Genomic DNA, 18,637 nt, shown 5'->3' on the forward strand with positions numbered 1-18,637 from the left:
AGACAAGCAATGTGCAGTTCAGTTGGCCGGCGCGACGCGCCGGACTTTCTAGCTCGGGATCATCTGACCTTCCCGGGCCAGCAGCGTCTCACGATCGAGTTCCTCGGTGATGCGTCCCTTCTGGATGTGCAGGATGCGGTCCGATAACGACGTGATGAATTCGAGGTTCTGCTCGACGACGATCAAGGACAGATTCCAGCGCGTCTTGAGCGCCAGCAAGGTCTCGATGATCTCCTCGATGATCGAGGGCTGGATGCCCTCGGTCGGCTCGTCGAGCAGGATCAGCTTCGGCCTGGTGCAGAGGCAGCGCGCCAGCGCCAGCAATTGCTGCTCGCCGCCGGACAGCGCGCCGCCGCGCCGGTCGAGCAGCCGCACCAGCCGCGGAAAATCCTGCAGCACGGCGTCGATGACCCCGCGGTCCTCCTTCGGCGCCGCGGCCAGGCCCATGCGCAGGTTTTCCATGACCGAGAGGTCCGGAAAGATCTCGCGGCCCTGCGGCACCAGGCCGATGCCGAGCCGCGACCGCTCGTGCGGCTTCAGATGCGTGATCGTCTTGCCGGCGAACACCACGGAACCGTCGGTGGTCGGCAGGTGTCCCATCAGGGTCCGCAGCGCCGTGGTCTTGCCCATGCCGTTATGGCCGAGGATGCCGAGATACTCGCCGTCGGCGACCGTCATGTCGACACCGAACAGGATCGGGATCCGGCCATAGCCGGACTTGAGTCCCTTGACCTCGAGAAGCGCGCTCATGCCGCCACCTTCTTGCCGAGATAGACGTCACGCACGCGGCTATCGGCGAGCACCTTGTCGACGGTGTCCTCGACCAGCACGCGGCCCTGGTGGAACACGGTGACGCGCTTGGCGATCTGCTTGATGAACTCCATGTCGTGCTCGACGACGACGATGGCGCGGGTCTGGTTGATCTCGCGGATGATCGCCGCCGTGTGGAAGGTCTCCTCGTCGGTCATGCCTGCGGCGGGCTCGTCGAGCAGGATCAGCTCCGGCTCGGCGGCGAGCACCATGCCGATCTCGACCCATTGCCGCTGGCCGTGCGACAGCGTCGCGACGATGCTGTCGGCATAGTCGGTCAACCGGATCATCTCAAGCACCGCATCGACCGCGGGCCCCTGCTGGCGCGGCGTCGCCTTGCGGCGCACGGCGAGCCAGATGTTCTCGCGCACCGAGAGGCCGTTGAACACGTTCGGCACCTGGGTCTTGATGCCGATGCCCATGCGCGCGATCTCGTGCGAGGCCTTGCCCGCAATCGGCATGCCGCGGAACGCGATCGTGCCCGAGGTCGGCACCAGCTGGCCCGTCAGCATCTTGAAGAACGTGCTCTTGCCGGCGCCGTTCGGCCCGATCAGGCAGCGCAGCTCCATCTCCTGCAGCGTGAAGGTGATGTCGTCATTGGCGACCACGCCGCCGAAGCGCATCGTCAGGTGCTCGGCCTTGAGCAGAGGAACGAGGTCCGCCATGTCATTCGGCTCCTGCGGGATGCGGTGCCGCCGCTGACTGCACCGGCGGGCCGTTGGTCTTCGGCTTGTTCTGCGGGATCAGCCGCATCACGAGATCACGCGCGGTCGGCACGATGCCTTTCGGCAGCAGCAGCACGAACACCACCAGCACGCCGCCGAGCACGAGGTTGGAGTTGAGCAGCTGCTGCGAGCCGATATAGGCGACGATGTATTCGATCACGACGCAGCCGATGATCGGGCCGAGCAAGGTGCCGAGACCGCCGACGGTGATCCAGATGATGATCTCGGCCGACAGCGACAGGCTGAAGATGGTCGGGCTGACGAAGGCGCCCCAATTGACGTAGAGCGCGCCGGCGAGGCCTGCGATCGCGCCGCCGAGGATGAAGGTCAGGCACTTCACGAGCCGCGGATCATAGCCGAGCAGCGACGCGCGAACCTCGTTCTCGCGCACCGCGACGATGACGCGCCCGGCCGGCAGCGCCAGCAACAGCCGCAGCAGCAGGAACACGGCGAGCAGCACATAGGCCGTGGTCCACCACGACTGCTCCGGCGACAGCACCGTCGAGGGATCGAACGGCATGTTGAAGGTCGGCACCGCCGGCATGCCGTTGAAGCCGCCGAGCAAGGCCTTGCCGATCTTGTAGGCGTCGCCCGAGGTCGAGTTGACCGAGTTGAACAGGATCAAGGTGACGGTGAGCGTGATGACGCCGAGATAGACGTCGGAGATGCGACCGAAGAAGATGAAGTAGCCGAGGATGGCCGCAAACAATGCGGGGACGACGATCGCCAGCAGGATCGCCGGGGTCGAATCCTGGAAATTGACGGCGGCGATCGCATAGGCGTAGCCGCCGAGCCCGAAGAACGCGGTCTGGCCGAATGAGAGGATGCCGCCATAGCCCCAGATGAAGGCGAGGCTCAGCGCCAGCACCGACATCGCGGCAAACAAGGTCAGCTGCATCAGGCCGAACAATTCGATCACGCTCGGCACGATCGCGATGACGCCAATGGCAACGACAATTCCGGCGGCCTGGAGGGCGAGACGAAGGCGCTTGTCCATCACAGGTTCCCCTTGAAGAAGCGCCCGGAGATGCCCTGCGGCAACAGACGGATGAGCACGATCGCGGTGGTGAAGACGATGACCTCGCCATAGACGGGCGTGGTGAAGTAGGCGCCGATCTGGTTGACCGAGCCGAACAGGCTCGCCGCGGACAGCGTACCCGAGAGGATCGCGGCGCCGCCGCCGACCACCGTCATGAACGCCTTGGCGACATAGGCGCCGCCCATCACGGGGGTAATGCCCGACACCGGCGCCAGCAGGCCGCCGGCGAGGCCCGTGACCGCCGCACCGAGCGCGAACGTGCTCATATAGACGCGGGCCGGATTGACGCCGAGCGTCGCGGCCATCGCCGGGTTCTGCATGGTGGCGCGGGCGACCAGGCCGAAGCGGGTGTAGCGCATCACGCCATAGATGACCGCCATCATGACGACCGCCATCAAGGCGAGGAACAGCGTGTAATAGCTCGACTGATACGAGCCGATCGAGAAGCCGCCGAGCGGCGTCGGCACGCCCTGCTGGGTGTTGCCGTAGATCGTGGTGATGATGCCGATGATCAGCAGGCTCAGGCCCCAGGTCGCGAGCATCGAATCGACCAGCCGCCCGTACAGGAAGCGGATCAGGCAGCGCTCGATGACCAGGCCGACCAGGCCGACGAAGACGGGTGCGATGATCAGCATCGCGATCCAGATGTTCACCCCGGCATTGGCCGAGATCACCGTCGCATAGGCGCCGAGCATGATGAACTCGCCATGGGCCAGGTTGATGATCTTCATCATGCCGAAGATGATCGCCAGTCCCAGGCACAGCAGGAACAGCGAGGAGATTCCATTGAGGACGTCGAGCGCGAGGATGACGTAGATCGCCATGCGTCAGGTCTTTCGGGCATTCCAGTGACTGAGAGGCCGGTCAGATCATTGGCCGCAGCAGATGTGTTCGGTATCGTTCGGAGACCTCATGGTTCGGGATGCGCCGCAAGCGGCGCTCCTCACCATGAGGGTCTCAACTCTCGCCTTTCAGCGTGCCCTCGTCCTGAGGAGCCCGCCGGAGGCGGGCGTCTCGACGGACGGTGGCAGGCACGCTGCCTCCCCCGGCTCGCGAGCCGGGGGGCCGCAGCACGTCAGAGATTGATGATGTACTGCTTGACGTCGTTCGGGTTCTTGATGAGGTCGCAGACGCTGGCGGTGTCCGCCGGCTTGGCGTCGGTGTAGGTCTCCAGCACCGACCATTTGCGGTCCTTCACCTCGGCGAGGAAGGCGTTGCGGACGGTGTGATGGGTCTGCTTGTCGAGCGAGACCTTGCCGCTCGGACCGTCGAAGACGAGGCCGCTCTCGAGCGCCTCGATCACCTTCATGCGGTCGATGCTGCCGGCCTTCTTGACGCCCTCGGCCCACAGCATCACGCCCTCATAGGTGCACGAGGCGAGCTCGCTGATATAGGGCGAGTCCGGATGCGCCTTCTTGATCTTCTCGACGAAGCTCTTGGAGGCCGGCGTGGTCAGCTCCTCGAAATAGCCGTAGGCGCCGATGACCGCGTCGCTCTCCGCCGCATCCAGGGTCGAGGGCTCGTTGACGAGGCCGAAGGTGGTCGAGGCGATCGGGATCTTCGATTTCATGCCGGCCGCGGTCCACTGCCGGTAGAACGCGGTGTGGTTGCCGCCGACCAGCGCCGACAGGATCAGGTCGGGCTTGGCCGCCTGGATCTTGGAGATCGTGGAGCCGAAATTGGTGACGTCGAGCGGGAAGAAATCGGTCGAGAGGATCTCGCCGCCATTGTCCTTGCAGTACTTGGTCATCCACTTCGCGGTGATCTGACCGTAATTGTAGTCGGCAGCGATGATGTAGGCCTTCTTGCCCGCCTTCTTCATCGCGCTCGGCACCAGCTTCTCCACCGTCTGCGCCGGCGTGGTGCCGGTGCAGAATGTGTTGCGGTCGCAGACGCCGCCTTCGTACAGCGTGTTGTAGAAATACAGCACCTTGAAGCGGTCGAAGGTCGGCCGGATCGCCTCGCGCGAGGCCGAGGTGATGCCGCCATGCACGACGTCGACCTTGTCCTTCACCGCGAGCTGCTGGGCGTATTGCGAGTACAGCTGGATGTTGGACTGGGTGTCGTAGTGGATCACCTTCAGCGGCCGGCCGAGCAGGCCGCCGGCGGCGTTGATCTCCTCAACGGCGAGCTGCAGCGCATAGACCATCGGCGTGCCGGAGGTGCCGATCGGGCCGGACTGGTCGTGCAGGCTGCCGACTGTGATCGGGTTCTCGGCCGCGAGCGCACCCGAGCGGAACACCGCGGGTGCCGCGATCAGCGTCGAGGTCGCGATGGCCGAGCGTTGCAGGAAACGACGGCGTGAAAGAGTCATAAGGGGTCCCCATGGGTTGGTGATGCTGGTTCACGAGCCGCGCGAAGTTTAAAATTACAATATTTGAAATGGCAAGTGTTTTTTGGAGCGCGCCGGCCTAGCACGGCGTGACCACCGCGAAGTCGTAGCCGTCCAGCTCGGCCAGATGGATCGGGTGGCGGCTGCCGACCACCGGCTGCGCCTCATTGCCGCGGGCGGTGCGGCGCTGCAGCGTGCGCCCGAAGACGCGCCTGATGTCGCGTGCGTCGAAGCTCTCGGCGCGCTCGATCAGCGCGGCGAGCGCATGAATGCCCTCGTAGCAGGACTCGCCGTAGCCGTTCGGCGGCGGCGGATTGTCGCCATAGGCGGTGTAGTAGCGCTCGAGGAAGGCGCCGTTGTTGCGGGAACGCAGCGCGGCGAAATAGCTGGAGGCGACGTAGACGTTCTCGGTCTCGCTGCTGTCGAGGCCGTAGACGATGGTCTCGTCGAACGCCGAGGAGAAGCGCAGCACGTGGCGGCTCAGTCCGGCGGCGCAGAACGCGCGGTTGAAGGCGATGCAGTCGAAGCCGAGGAACACCGGCAGCACCACGTCGCTGCGCGTCGACTTGATGCGATCGAGCATCGCGTCGAAGTCGTGGCTGCCGACCGGCACGTAGTGCTCGCCGGTGACGGTGCCGCCGATGCGCGCGATCAGCCGCCGGGCGATGCCGAGCGAACAGCGCGGCCAGATGTAGTCGTTGCCGCACAGGAAGAAGCGCCGGGCGCGCTTGTGCTCCGACAGCCACCGGATCGCGGGCGCCAGCAGTTCGCCGGCGGTCTCGCCGGTCGTCATGACATCGCTGTCCGGCGCCAGGCCCTCGAACTGCGGTGTGTAGAGGAAGGGAACGCGGCCGCGCGCGGCGCGCGCGACCGGATCCCGCGCGTAGCTCGGCAGCATGCCGATGAGGCCATCCACCGCGAGCTCATCGACCGCCTCCGCGGCCGCCTGCCCGGCGCTGACGCCGCTGGCACCGCCGTCGATCACGACCAGTTCCACCGGCCTGCGGCGAATCCCCGCGGCCTGGTTCAGCTCCGTCACCGCCAGCCGCCCACAGGCTTCGGCCGAGGGTGCCCACAACCCTGCCGAGCCGCGCTGAGGAATGATCAGACCGATCCGAACGCTGCGCAAACCTGCCGCCTCTGCTGTTGCGGAGGAGTTGCACTCACGAATCGTGCCAAGCGCCGACGGCGCTCTGCACGGTCGTCTGCGTCGGAAAGAGAGCCGATTCCGCGCTGCGATTCGGCGACTGATCAAAAGATCGGCTCAGCTCCGCCCAATCCTTGGGCAGGCGCCGCCGACCGCCTGTCGCGGCGACTCAGGGCGCGCGCCCGAGAACCTTGCGCATCGGGTAGGAGGCGGCGGTCCCGAACTTGCCGACGGGAACGCCGACGTCGACATAGCCGCGGGCGAGGTAGAATCGGTGCGCGGTCTCGGTGCTGAGCAGCGCGATCTCCTGCGCGCCGAGCGCGATCGCCCGCTGCTCCAGAGCGGCGACCAGGGCCGAGCTCACGCCGCGAAAGCGCGCCTGCGGCGAGACGTAGTTCACGGTGATCTCGTTGGGATGCGCGAGCCCGCCGACGGCGAGAACAGCCCCCTCCTCGACCGCGACCAGCAATGAGCGTCCCTGGCCGTCGGCCCAGGTCGCAACGGTCTCCGGCGTCTTGTTGGCGAGCCAGCGGCCGAGAATGTCGGGATCGCCGCGGTGATCGGCGAGGCACAATTCGATGATGGAGGCCCGCACCACGGCGCAGGCCGCCGCGGCATCGTCGGGGGTCGCATCGCGGATGATCATCCCAGTCCCTCCGTGGCGCGGAGGGAATGCGATCCATTCCGCTCCGGCTTACTCGCGCTTGCCCTGCACCCAGCTCTCGAGCATCTGCAGCGCGGTGGCGCGGTCGTCGTCAGACGCCTTGGCAAAGGCGCGGTTGTAGCTCTCCTTGATCCAGGCCTCGTCCGGACCGGCGCTGTCGCGCGCCAGGGTGAGCCACATCAGGCCGCGCGCGGCCTGCCGCGGCAGACGGTCGCCGTTGAACAGCATCTGGCCAAGCAAGGCCTGGGCCTGATGCTGGCCCTTCTGGGCGGCGAGGCCGAGCCAGCGCGCACCATAGCGGAAGTCGTCGCGCGAGGCGTCGGCCGTCTTCAGGTACATCCGCGCCAGATCGTACTGGGCGTCGGCATTGCCGAAATAGGACGCCGCGTAGGAGAACATCTCACGGGCGCGATCCGGATCCGCCTTCACCTTGGTGTTCGGAATGCCGCTGAGATAGTAGCGGCCGAGCGCGACGAAGGCGTTGGCAACGATCTGCGCCTGCGGCGCCGACGGGCTGTCCTCGGCATGCGCATTGGCGATACGGCTGAAATAGTCGAAGGCGCGCATGTCGTCGCGCGCCACGCCGTCGCCGGCGGCATACATCCGCCCGAGCTTGAACTGCGCGACCGGGTGGCCCTCCTCCGCCGCATATTGCAGCGCCGTGAGGGACTGGGTCGGCTGGGTCGAGGAGGTCGTTGCGGGAAGGGCCTTGCGCAAGCCGGCCGCGCCCGCCTGCGGGCCAGCCACGGGGATCGCGGGCTCCTGGTTGACCGGCGCGCCATCGAACGCGAACGACGGCGTCGGCAGCGCGAGCGGGGCAACCCCCAGCATCAAGGCGAATATGATCCGATCAGATGTCCGCATAGCAATACTTCTCTTGCGCACCACCTGGGTGGGTAACGGCACCGGCCACGGCCGGTCCAACCTGCTGGGCGTATTTCCAGAGTGCACCTGACGTGTGATGGGTCTCACGCGCCGTCCACTTCGTCTTGCGTTGCGCCAGTTCGGCATCGCTCAACCTGACGTTAAGGATGCCGGCCTCGGCGTCGATCTCGATGATGTCGCCATCCTCGACCAGGGCGATCGGTCCGCCGACCGCCGCCTCCGGGCCGATATGGCCAATGCAGAAGCCACGGGTCGCGCCCGAAAACCGGCCATCGGTGATGAGCGCAATCTTGCCGCCCATGCCCTGCCCGGTCAGCGCCGCCGTGGTCTGCAGCATTTCCCGCATTCCGGGGCCGCCGCGCGGTCCCTCATAGCGAATGACGATGACCTCACCCTCGCGATAGGTCCGCTTCTGCACGGCCTCAAAGGCATCCTCTTCCCGATCGAAGCAGCGGGCCGGCCCAGTGAATTTCAAGTTCGACATGCCCGCGACTTTCACGATCGCACCCTCTGGCGCGAGATTGCCTTTCAAACCAACGACACCTCCGGTTGCAGTGATCGGCTTGTCGGCCGGCCTCACCACGTCCTGGTGCGGATTCCACTTCACGCCTTTGAGATTTTCGGCGATCGTCCGGCCGGTGACTGTGAGGCAGTCGCCGTTCAAATAGCCATGGTCGAGCAACGTCTTCATCAAGAGCGGAATGCCACCAGCCTCGAACATGTCTTTGGCGACATAGCGGCCACCCGGCTTCAAATCCGCGATATAAGGTGTCTTTTTGAAGATTTCGGCGACGTCGAATAAGTCGAACTTGATGCCGGCCTCGTGTGCAATCGCTGGTAGGTGCAGCGCGGCGTTGGTCGAGCCGCCGGACGCCGCCACGACCGCGGCGGCATTCTCCAGCGCGGCGCGCGTCACGATGTCGCGCGGCCGGATGTTGGCTGATATCAGCTCCATGACCTTCTCGCCGGCGGTCATGCAGAAGGAATCGCGAATCTCGTAAGGCGCGGGAGCGCCGGCCGAGTACGGCAGCGCGAGCCCGATCGCCTCGGAGACGGTCGCCATCGTGTTGGCCGTGAACTGCGCCCCGCAGGCGCCGGCCGACGGACAGGCGACGCGCTCGAGCTCGTCGAGATCCTCGTCGGACATCGCACCCACCGAGTGCTTGCCAACGGCCTCGAACATGTCCTGCACCGTGACCTGCTGGCCACGGAAATTGCCCGGCAGGATCGAGCCGCCATAGATGAAGATCGAGGGCACGTTGAGCCGAACCATCGCCATCATCATGCCCGGCAGCGATTTGTCGCAGCCGGCCAGTCCCACCAGCGCGTCGTAGGAATGGCCGCGAATCGTCAGTTCGACCGTGTCGGCAATGGCCTCGCGCGACGGCAGCGACGAGCGCATGCCGTCATGGCCCATGGCGATGCCGTCGGTGACCGTGATGGTGCAGAACTCGCGCGGCGTGCCGCCGGCATGGGCAACGCCCTTCTTCACCGCCTGCGCCTGCCGCATCAGCGCGATGTTGCACGGCGCGGCCTCGTTCCAGCACGAGGCGACGCCGACGAAAGGCTGGTGGATCTGGGCCGTGGTCAGGCCCATCGCGTAGAGGTAGGACCGATGCGGCGCACGCTCGGGCCCTTCCGTCACGTGACGGCTGGGCAGCCTGCGCTTGATGTCGGTCTTAGCGTCCATCGCTGTTCTGGCCTCCCGGTGCTTCGGAGGTCGGCCTATCCTGAACGGGGATTTCCGGCAGCCTCACACGCACAGGTACTATTCTGACCAAAGTATTTCACGACCAGGTGTGGCCAAAAAGCGGCGCGTTTGCGGAGGGCCCGAGATTGTTACCAAAACTTCGTAAACTGTGGCAAGGTCGCAACAATCGTGGCTGTTGCGCAACCATCGGGGCAGCAATCTGATACCGGAGGCTTACTCTGGCACCACCCCGGCGGCACGGATCATCGGCCACCACTTGCCGATTTCGGCCCGCTGCAGGGCTCCGAGCGCCTCTGGCGTCCGCTGATCCGGCCCCGGCATCTGCAACCCCAGGTTTTTCAACTGATTCTGCACATCCGGATCATCGAGCGCCGCCACGGCCGCCTTGTTGAGGGTCTCGACGATCTCTTTCGAAGCCCCCTTCGGCAGCCAGAGTCCCGACCACAATGTCATGTGGAAGCCAGGAAGGCCCGCTTCGTCGGTCGTCGGAATCTCCGGCGCGCTGTCGAGACGCTTGGCATCGGTGACGGCATAAGCGCGGATCGTGCCGGCACGCACCTGGTTGATGGCGTTCGACGTCTGGTCGACGATGAGATCGATCTGACCGCCGACGAGATCGTTCATCGCGGGCCCCGTGCCGCGATAGGGCACGAATTGCAGCTTGATGCCGGTGACCTGCTGGAGATAGAGGCCGGCGATGTGGCTGCCGGAGCCGTTGCCCGCCGTGCCGGCAGAGGCAGGATTGGGTTGCGCCTTCAGCCAGGCGAGGAACTCAGGCAATGTCGTCGCCGGCACGCTGCTCTTGCTGACGATGATCATCGGATTGCTCGGCAGCAGCACGACCGGCTCGAGATCGGCGACGAGGTCATAGCCGAGCCGATACACCGCGCCGTTGGCGACGTGGGTGCCGAGATGGCCGAAACTGACGGTGTAGCCGTCGGGCCTGGAACGCACTGCGCGGCCGACGCCGATCGAGCCGCCGGCGCCCGTGACGTTCTCGACCAGCACCGGTTGGCCGAGGGTCTGCTTCATGTGCTCGGCGAGGATACGCATCATCGCGTCGGAGGGGCCGCCGGCCGCGAACGGCACGATGACCGTGATGGCGCGCGACGGATAGGTCTCCGCGGCAGCGGGAGCGGCAAACAAGGCGAGCGCCATCATCACAGCGCCCAACAGGCGTCGCATCGCGGTCCTCCCTGGGCGGCCTGATCCTTGTTGTCGAACGATCAGGCGCCAGGCCGCAATGCCGACCGTCCGGTTAGAACTGAGTGTAGTCGATCGGCTGGTGGCGATCGAGCGTGCGCTCGACCTTCGGCAGCGGATATTTGAGTCCGGTGGCGCAATTGAACAGCATGACGCGGTCGCTCTTGGTCACGCGGCCATCGGCCAGGCTCTGCTTGTAGGCGGCGTAGGTCGCAGCGCCCTCTGGACAGAGCAGCAGCCCCTCCTCGCGCGCCACCTCGTTGAGACCGGCCGAAATCGCGTCGTCATCGACCGCGATCGCAAAGCCGCCGCTCTCGCGCACGGCGCGCAGGATGAGGAAGTCGCCGACCGCCTGCGGCACGCGGATGCCCGAGGCGATCGTATGCGCATCCTCCCAGCGCGTCGCGTGCTCGACGCCGGCTTCGTAGGCGCGCACCATCGGCGCGCAGCCCGACGCCTGCACCGCGACCATGCGCGGGCGCTTGGAACCGATGAAGCCGATCTTCTCCAGTTCGTCGAACGCCTTCCACATGCCGATCAGGCCGGTGCCGCCGCCGGTCGGATAGAAGATCACGTCGGGCACGTCCCAGCCGAGCTGCTCGGCGAGTTCCAGCCCCATCGTCTTCTTGCCCTCGATGCGGTAAGGCTCCTTCAGCGTCGAGGTATCAAACCAGCCGACCTTGGCCTTGCCTTCGCCGACGATCTTGCCGCAATCGTCGATCAGCCCGTTGACGCGGTACACGGTCGCGCCCTGCAGCTCGATCTCGCTGACGTTCACCTCGGGCGTATCGGCCGGGCAGAAGATCGTGGTCTTGATGCCGCAGGACGTCGCATAGGCGGCGAGCGCCGCGCCGGCGTTGCCGTTGGTCGGCATCGCCATGTGTTTGATGCCGAGCGCCTTGCCCATCGACACCGCCATGACGAGGCCACGCGCCTTGAACGAGCCGGTCGGCAGCCGTCCCTCATCCTTGACGATGATCTCGCCGCCGCCGAGCTTCTTCGACAGCTTCGGCAATGTGATCAGCGGCGTCATCACCTCGCCGAGGCTGACGATGTCCTGGCACTTGCGCACCGGCAGCAGCTCGCGATAGCGCCACATGTCCGCGGGACGCTGCGCCAGCGCGTCCTTGGTCAGCGCCTGCTTCACGCCGGCGAGGTCGTAGCGCACCAGCAGCGGCTTGCCGGCTTTGGAGAGATTGTGGATCTGGTCCGCCGGATAGCGATCGCCCTCCATCGCGCATTCGAGATGCGTGACGAAGGTCGGGCGCTCGATGGTGAGATTGTCGCTGGATTTCACGGCGGGACTTTCTGGTTGAGCCCTTCTGGTTACATCCGTCATTGCCGGGCTTGACCCGGCAATCCATCCTTTTCGCAAAAAGGTCTTTCGAAGCGCGATGGATGCGCGGGTCAGCCCGCGCATGACGAGCGGATCTAGGATCGAATGTTTCTATCGTGCGGCTTGCCGGAGTTCATTCGTAGCGCTTCCTGTTTGAGCCCCTTCTGGCCGCATCCGTCATTGCCGGGCTTGACCCGGCAATCCATCCCCCTTCGCAAGAATCTTCCCGAAGCGGGATGGATGCGCGGGTCGAGCCCGCGCATGACGAGCGGTGAGCGGGGCTACATGTTCAACACACGCCCATAGGCGTCGAGCACGGCTTCCTTCATCATCTCCGACAAGGTCGGATGCGGGAAGATGGTGTGCATCAGCTCCTCCTCGGTCGTCTCGAGGTTCATCGCGACGACATAGCCCTGGATCAGCTCGGTCACCTCGGCGCCGACCATGTGCGCGCCGATCAGCTGGCCCGTCTTCTTGTCGAAGATCACCTTGACGAGTCCCTGGTCCTCGCCGAGCGCGATCGCCTTGCCGTTGCCGACGAAGGGGAAGCGGCCGACCCGGATGTCGCGGCCCTGCTCCTTCGCCTTGGCCTCGGTGAGGCCGACGGAGGCGACCTGCGGATGGCAATAGGTGCAGCCGGGAATGAGGCTCTTGTCCATCGGGTGCGGATGCAGGCCCTTGATGGCCTCGATGCAGACCACGCCCTCATGCTCGGCCTTGTGCGCGAGCATCGGCGGACCTGCGACGTCGCCGATCGCGTAGAGCCCGGGCACGTTGGTCTTGCCGTAGCCGTCGATCACGATGCAGCCGCGGTCGGTCTTCACCCCGAGCTTTTCGAGGCCAAGATTCTCGATGTTGCCGACCACGCCGACCGCCGAGATGACGCGGTCGAACTCGGTCGTTTCGATCTTGCCCTTGCCGTCGTCGATCGTCGCCACCACGCTGTCGCTCTTCTTGTCGAGCTTGGTGACCTTGGCGCCGGTCATGATCTTGAGGCCCTGCTTTTCCAGCTGCTTGCGGGCGATGCCGGCGATCTCGGCGTCCTCGACAGGCAGGATCTGCGGCAGCACCTCGACGACCGTGACCTCCGAGCCCATGGTGCGGAAGAACGAGGCGAACTCGATGCCGATCGCGCCGGAGCCGACGACGAGCAGCGACTTCGGCATCTTGTCCGGCACCATCGCCTCGAAATAGGTCCAGACCAGTTTCTTGTCCGGCTCCAGCCCCGGCAGCACGCGCGGCCGCGCGCCGGTCGCGACGATGATGTGCTTGGCTTGGTAGCTGCCCTCGCCCAGCGCGCCCTTGGGCGCCTCGACATCGGACTTGGTCACGGTGATCTTGCCGGGCGCGTCGATGTTGGCGCGGCCCCAGATCACCTGCACCTTGTTCTTCTTCATCAGGAAGCCGACGCCATCGGCGAGCCGCTTGGAGACGCCGCGCGAGCGTTGCACCACGGCCTTCGGATCGTAGGAGATCTTCTCCGCAGAGAGACCGTAATCCTTGGCATGCTGCATGTAGTGATAGATCTCGGCCGAGCGCAGGAGCGCCTTGGTCGGGATGCAGCCCCAGTTCAGGCAGATGCCGCCGAGATGCGACTTCTCGATGATCGCGGTCTTGAAGCCGAGCTGCGCGGCGCGGATCGCGGTGACGTAGCCGCCCGGACCTGAGCCGATGATGATGACGTCGAAGGATGTGTCGGCCATGACGGCTCCGATCTCAACTTAGTTGTCATCTCGTAGGGTGGGCAAAGGCGCGGAGCGCCGTGCCCACCGTCTCACGAGCTTGCGATGTGGGCGGTGGGCACGCTGCGCTTTGCCCACCCTACAAGGGTCGAAAGGCGATAACGGGCGTGAGCCTTGTGGCTCACACCATCATCATCACGGGGTTCTCGATCAGCTGCTTGAAGGCGCCGATCAGCTCGGCGCCGAGCGCGCCGTCGATCGCGCGGTGGTCGCACGACAGGGTCACGCTCATCATGCTGGCGATCTCGATCTTGCCGTTGCGCACGACGGGGCGCTCCTCGCTGGTACCAACCGCGAGGATCGTCGCATGCGGCGGATTGATCACGGCGGTGAAGTGCGTGATGCCGTACATGCCGAGGTTCGACACGGCGGTCGTGCCGCCCTGATACTCCTCCGGCTTCAGCTTGCGCGAGCGGGCGCGCGCGGCGAAGTCCTTCATCTCGCCGGAGATCGCCGACAGCGTCTTGGTCTCGGCCTTGCGGATGATCGGGGTGATCAGGCCGCCCGGCATCGCAACCGCAACGCCGACGTCGGAATGCTTGTGCTTGACCATGCCGCCTTCGGTCCAGCTGACGTTGCAGTTCGGGATCTTCTGCAGCGCCACCGCCATCGCCTTGATGACGAAGTCGTTCACCGAGAGCTTGTAGAGCGGCTTCTTGTCCTTGTCCTTCGGCGCGGCCGCATTGATCTCCTCGCGCGCGGCCAAGAGCTTGCCGATGTCGCAGTCGATCGTGAGATAGAAATGCGGGACGGTCTGCGTCGCGGCGGTCAGGCGCTGCGCGATGGTGCGGCGCATGCCGTCATGCGGGATGACCTCGTAGGAGCCCGGCTCGAACAGCGCCAGGATCTGCTTGTCGGACATCGACGGCGCCACGGCGGGAGCGCCTGCGGCAGCCGGAGCGGCCGACGGCGCGGCCTTCAGTCCCTTGCCGGACTTGGCCTCCTCGACGTCGCGGGCGACGACGCGGCCATGCGGGCCGGTGCCGGTGATACGGCCGAGATCGATGCCGGCATCCTTGGCGAGACGGCGCGCCAGCGGCGAGGAGAAGATGCGGGCGTGACCATTCACCTGGGGTGCAGCAGCCGCAGCGGCGGCCGGCGCAGGAGCCGCCGCCGGCTTCGGCGCAGGCGCAGCGGCAGGTGCAGCGGCGGGCGCCGCGGACGCCGTCGGCTTGGCCTCAGCCTTCGGCGCAGCAGCCGCCGGCGCGCTGCCGGCTGCCTTGACGTCCTCGCCCTCACCGGCGAGCACCGCGATCACGTCGTTGACCGGCACGTCCTGCGTGCCCTCGGGCACCAGGATCTTGGCGAGCGTGCCTTCGTCGACCGCCTCGACTTCCATCGTGGCCTTGTCGGTCTCGATCTCGGCGATGACCTCGCCCGACTTGACCTGGTCGCCTTCCTTCTTGAGCCAACGAGCGAGGTTGCCCTTCTCCATCGTCGGCGACAGCGCGGGCATCAGAATGTTGATCGGCATGATCAGTGACCTTGTTTCGACCTGGGGCTGGTGGTGCCCATATCGGTCGGCCGAGCCAGCTCGGCTTCGAACATCTCGACGATGCGCTGCAGCGCCTCGTCTTCGGAATAATCGCTCTCGCGCGCATAGGCGCGCGCAGCATGACGGGCGACGTCGACCAGGAGCAGCCCCCACACGTCGGGCTCCTCGAAGGCGCGCTGAAACGCGATCGAGAGCCCGCCGTCGAGCACGAAGGCGCGCAACACTTCGGTGGCGTCCTCGCGGCCGACGACGTCGGGCGGCAGCGGCTGCTCCTTGGGTCCGGCCATGTGCGGGAGTTCCTTTACCGGTAGCAGACGGACTTGGCGGCCTGCACGACCTCCGCCGCCGACGGCAGCGCGAGCTTCTCGAGGTTCGCGGCATACGGCATCGGCACGTCCTTGCCGGACACGCGCGCGACCGGCGCATCGAGATAGTCGAAGGCATGCTCCATGATGCGCGCGGCGATCTCGGCGCCGACGCCGCTCTGCGCCCAGCCCTCTTCCACCGTGACCGCGCGCCCGGTCTTCTTGACCGAGGCGATGATGGTCTCGGTGTCCATCGGACGCAGGGTGCGCAGGTCGATCACCTCGGCCTCGATGCCCTCCTTGGCGAGCTCATCGGCGGCCTTCAGCGCATAGGTCATGCCGTTCGACCAGGAGATGATCGTGACGTCCTTGCCGGTGCGCGCGATGCGCGCCTTGCCGATCGGGATGACGTAGTCGTCGAGCTTCGGCACCTCGCCGGAGTGACCGTACAGCACCTCGTTCTCGAGGAAGATCACCGGGTTGGGATCGCGGATAGCGGCCTTCAGCAGGCCCTTGGCATCGGCCGCCGAATACGGCGCGACGACCTTGAGGCCGGGGATGTGCGAGTACCAGGACGAGTAGTCCTGGCTGTGCTGCGCGGCGACGCGGGCGGCGGCGCCGTTCGGCCCGCGGAACACGATGGAGCAGCCCATCTGGCCGCCGGACATGTACAGCGTCTTGGCCGCGGAGTTGATGATCTGGTCGATCGCCTGCATGGCGAAGTTGAAGGTCATGAACTCGACGATCGGCTTCAGGCCGGCCATCGCCGCGCCGACGCCGATGCCGGCAAAGCCGTGCTCGGTGATCGGCGTGTCCATCACGCGGCGGGCGCCGAACTCCTGCAGCAGGCCCTGGGTGACCTTGTAGGCGCCCTGATATTCGGCGACCTCCTCGCCCATGATGAAGACGTCGCCGTCCCGGCGCATCTCCTCGGCCATGGCGTCGCGCAGCGCCTCGCGGATGGTCTGCGTCACCATCTCGGTGCCCGCAGGCACCTCCGGATCGGGCTCGGCGATGCTCTGCGGCGCGGCCACGCCGGTCGGCGCGGGTGAGGCATGGACCGCCACACCGGCCTCGGCCGGCGGTGCCGACTGCGCGGCCTTCATCTCGGCGGCGGGCGCCGCGGCCTTGCCGAGATCGGCCGCGGTCTCGCCATCGGCGAGGATGGTCGCGATCGGCGTATTCACCGCGACGTCGGCGGTGCCCTCGGGGATCAGGATCTTGCCGAGCGTGCCTTCGTCGGTCGCCTCGACTTCCATCGTCGCCTTGTCGGTCTCGATCTCGGCGATCACGTCACCCGACTTGATCGCCTCGCCTTCCTTCTTCAGCCATTTGGCGAGGTTGCCCTTCTCCATCGTGGGCGACAGCGCAGGCATCAAAACTTGAATAGGCATATCAGCTCCAGGGAAATCAGCTTGCGCGCGCTTAGCGGTAGACGTCGGTGTAGAGCTCGGCGGGATCCGGCTCGGGATCGGCCTGCGCGAAATCGGCGGCCTCGTTGACGATCTTGCGCACGTCGGCGTCGATCGCCTTGAGATCCTGCTCGCTGACCTTGGCCGCCAGCAGGCGGTTGCGCACCTGCTCGATCGGGTCCTGGTCGTGGCGGACCTTCTCGACCTCCTCACGGGTGCGGTACTTCGCCGGGTCCGACATCGAGTGGCCGCGATAGCGGTAGGTCTGCATTTCCAGGATGTACGGGCCCTTGCCCTCGCGGCACCAGGCGACCGCCTTCTCGCCCGCGGCCTTCACGGCGCGGACGTCCATGCCGTCGACCTGCTCGCCCGGGATGTTGAAGGAGATGCCGCGCTTGGAGAAGTCGGTCTGCGCCGACGCGCGCGACACCGCCGTGCCCATCGCATAGCGGTTGTTCTCGATGACGTAGATCACCGGCAGCTTCCAGAGCTCCGCCATGTTGAAGCTCTCATAGACCTGGCCCTGGTTGGCCGCGCCGTCGCCGAAATAGGCGACGCTGACCGAATCATTGCCGCGGTAGCGGTTGGCGAGCGCGAGCCCGGTGCCGAGCGAGACCTGCGCGCCGACGATGCCGTGGCCGCCGAAGAAGTTCTTCTCCATGCTGAACATGTGCATGGAGCCGCCCTTGCCCTTGGAGTAGCCGCCGCGGCGCCCCGTGAGCTCGGCCATGACGCCCTTGGCCTCCATGCCGCAGGCCAGCATGTGGCCGTGGTCGCGATAGCCGGTGATGACCTGGTCGCCGTCCTTCAGCGCCATCTGCATGCCGACCACCACGGCCTCCTGGCCGATATAGAGATGGCAGAAGCCGCCGATCGCACCCATGCCATAAAGCTGACCCGCCTTTTCCTCAAAGCGGCGGATCAGCAGCATGTCGCGCAACGCGGTCAGCTCCTGCTCCCTGGTGAATTCCGGCGGCGGGCCGTTGTCCCTGTCCTGCCCGTGTTCCTTTGCGGCGGTCTTCTTCGGTGCGGCCATGGCAATTCCGGATTGCGAGAAAAAGTAGCCCTCTCTAGCTCAACTCCAGGAGACGTAAAAGGACCGCGTGAACCACCATTCACTTTGCTCCTCCCGCAGTGCAACGATCGCGAAATTTTAGAATTCGAACGGCCGAATTTTTGAAACGAAGGAAGGGAGGCTGCCTATCGGAAAGTCACTGGCCGCACGTCGGTTGCAAGTCTCGCATGACGGGTGAGCAAACAAGCCGCCCGCCTCCGGTGACCGGATGGTGTGGCGCATGAGGCGCTCCGGTCCTCCGCACGGTCAGGGCGTTTTCGCCGGAGCCTGCGTAGTCCTACGGAGGCAATTTCAGCAGGCTTAAACCATCGGCCAGCACTGTGTGTGCTACGCAGCAATGGCGCTGCGGGCCTGAAGAGATTGCCCCATGGTCCTGACGATCCCCCGCCGCTTCGGCATCCTGGTTGCCGTTTCGATCGCGATCTGCATCGCGGCAATCGCCAGTCAGCTGCTGAGCGCCCGCTCCGCGCTTCTTAACGAGCGCAAGACGGCCATCGTCGGACAGGTGCAGTCGGCCGTCTCGATCGTGAAGGCGCTGGCCGCCGAGGTTCAGAAGGGCTCGTTGACCGAAGCGGAGGCGCAGAGCCGCGCAAAGGCCACGCTGCGCAACATCCGCTACGGCAAGAACGACTACATCTTCGTCTACAAGCCGGACGGAGAGAATATCGTTCTCGGCCCCCGGCCGGATTGGGAAGGAAAGAACCTCAGCAACGAAAAGGACGCCAACGGCTTGCTGTTCGTGCGCGAGCTGGTCGC

General features: G+C 65.8%; 17 protein-coding genes. 1 reads left to right on the plus strand and 16 read right to left on the minus strand.

What is annotated here, in order from left to right; all coding sequences use genetic code 11:
• Positions 1-48: 48 nt before the first annotated feature.
• The 16 genes from BRAS3809_RS20410 to pdhA form a co-directional block, all read right to left on the minus strand.
• Positions 49-750, minus strand: a complete 702-nt coding sequence (locus BRAS3809_RS20410; RefSeq protein WP_008963943.1) for an ABC transporter ATP-binding protein — start codon at positions 748-750, stop codon at positions 49-51.
• The gene (locus BRAS3809_RS20415; RefSeq protein ID WP_008963944.1) at positions 747-1,475 is read right to left on the minus strand and encodes an ATP-binding cassette domain-containing protein; all 729 of its coding nucleotides are present in this window, start codon (positions 1,473-1,475) and stop codon (positions 747-749) included. The genes BRAS3809_RS20410 and BRAS3809_RS20415 overlap by 4 nt, the downstream gene beginning before the upstream one ends.
• 1 nt (position 1,476) lies before the next feature.
• Complete coding sequence (locus BRAS3809_RS20420) at positions 1,477-2,532, minus strand: branched-chain amino acid ABC transporter permease (protein WP_008963945.1); 1,056 nt, start codon at positions 2,530-2,532, stop codon at positions 1,477-1,479.
• Positions 2,532-3,398 carry a branched-chain amino acid ABC transporter permease gene (locus tag BRAS3809_RS20425; protein ID WP_008963946.1) on the minus strand — a complete coding sequence of 289 codons (867 nt, stop codon included), beginning with the start codon at positions 3,396-3,398 and terminating at the stop codon, positions 2,532-2,534. Before BRAS3809_RS20425 ends, BRAS3809_RS20420 begins: the two co-directional genes overlap by 1 nt.
• Positions 3,399-3,649: 251 nt before the next feature.
• Complete coding sequence (locus tag BRAS3809_RS20435; RefSeq protein WP_008963948.1) at positions 3,650-4,888, minus strand: urea ABC transporter substrate-binding protein; 1,239 nt, start codon at positions 4,886-4,888, stop codon at positions 3,650-3,652.
• Positions 4,889-4,985: 97 nt separating this feature from the next.
• Positions 4,986-6,035: a substrate-binding domain-containing protein gene (locus BRAS3809_RS20440; protein WP_035657207.1), complete on the minus strand. Its 1,050-nt coding sequence runs from the start codon at positions 6,033-6,035 to the stop codon at positions 4,986-4,988.
• Positions 6,036-6,222: 187 nt separating this feature from the next.
• Positions 6,223-6,699: a GNAT family N-acetyltransferase gene (locus BRAS3809_RS20445; RefSeq protein ID WP_008963950.1), complete on the minus strand. Its 477-nt coding sequence runs from the start codon at positions 6,697-6,699 to the stop codon at positions 6,223-6,225.
• Between the two features lie 48 nt (positions 6,700-6,747).
• A complete protein-coding gene (locus tag BRAS3809_RS20450) occupies positions 6,748-7,581 on the minus strand; it encodes a tetratricopeptide repeat protein (protein WP_035657210.1) in 834 nt (277 codons plus the stop codon).
• Entirely contained in the window at positions 7,568-9,292 is a 1,725-nt protein-coding gene (gene ilvD / locus BRAS3809_RS20455) for a dihydroxy-acid dehydratase (protein WP_008963952.1), read from the minus strand. Before ilvD ends, BRAS3809_RS20450 begins: the two co-directional genes overlap by 14 nt.
• Positions 9,293-9,526: 234 nt before the next feature.
• On the minus strand, positions 9,527-10,498 hold the full coding sequence (locus tag BRAS3809_RS20460; RefSeq protein ID WP_008963953.1) for a tripartite tricarboxylate transporter substrate binding protein BugD: 972 nt from the start codon (positions 10,496-10,498) through the stop codon (positions 9,527-9,529).
• Between the two features lie 73 nt (positions 10,499-10,571).
• Positions 10,572-11,813 (minus strand): threonine synthase, encoded by a 1,242-nt coding sequence (locus BRAS3809_RS20465; RefSeq protein ID WP_008963954.1) that lies wholly within the window; start codon positions 11,811-11,813, stop codon positions 10,572-10,574.
• 320 nt (positions 11,814-12,133) lie between these two features.
• Positions 12,134-13,555, minus strand: a complete 1,422-nt coding sequence (lpdA, locus tag BRAS3809_RS20470) for a dihydrolipoyl dehydrogenase (protein WP_008963955.1) — start codon at positions 13,553-13,555, stop codon at positions 12,134-12,136.
• Between the two features lie 160 nt (positions 13,556-13,715).
• Complete coding sequence (locus BRAS3809_RS20475) at positions 13,716-15,068, minus strand: pyruvate dehydrogenase complex dihydrolipoamide acetyltransferase (RefSeq protein ID WP_008963956.1); 1,353 nt, start codon at positions 15,066-15,068, stop codon at positions 13,716-13,718.
• A 2-nt stretch (positions 15,069-15,070) separates the two neighbouring features.
• Complete coding sequence (locus BRAS3809_RS20480; RefSeq protein WP_008963957.1) at positions 15,071-15,376, minus strand: DUF5076 domain-containing protein; 306 nt, start codon at positions 15,374-15,376, stop codon at positions 15,071-15,073.
• 14 nt (positions 15,377-15,390) lie between these two features.
• Positions 15,391-16,788: a pyruvate dehydrogenase complex E1 component subunit beta gene (locus BRAS3809_RS20485; RefSeq protein WP_008963958.1), complete on the minus strand. Its 1,398-nt coding sequence runs from the start codon at positions 16,786-16,788 to the stop codon at positions 15,391-15,393.
• A 31-nt stretch (positions 16,789-16,819) separates the two neighbouring features.
• Positions 16,820-17,842 carry a pyruvate dehydrogenase (acetyl-transferring) E1 component subunit alpha gene (gene pdhA / locus BRAS3809_RS20490; RefSeq protein ID WP_008963959.1) on the minus strand — a complete coding sequence of 341 codons (1,023 nt, stop codon included), beginning with the start codon at positions 17,840-17,842 and terminating at the stop codon, positions 16,820-16,822.
• 406 nt (positions 17,843-18,248) lie between these two features.
• Here pdhA and BRAS3809_RS20495 point away from each other — a divergent pair.
• Positions 18,249-18,637, plus strand: a 389-nt coding sequence (locus BRAS3809_RS20495; protein ID WP_035657214.1) for a cache domain-containing protein, incomplete at its 3' end; no start/stop codon positions are given.

The sequence above is a fragment of the Bradyrhizobium sp. STM 3809 genome (genome assembly GCF_000239795.1).
In the GTDB taxonomy this organism is placed as follows: Bacteria; Pseudomonadota; Alphaproteobacteria; order Rhizobiales; family Xanthobacteraceae; genus Bradyrhizobium.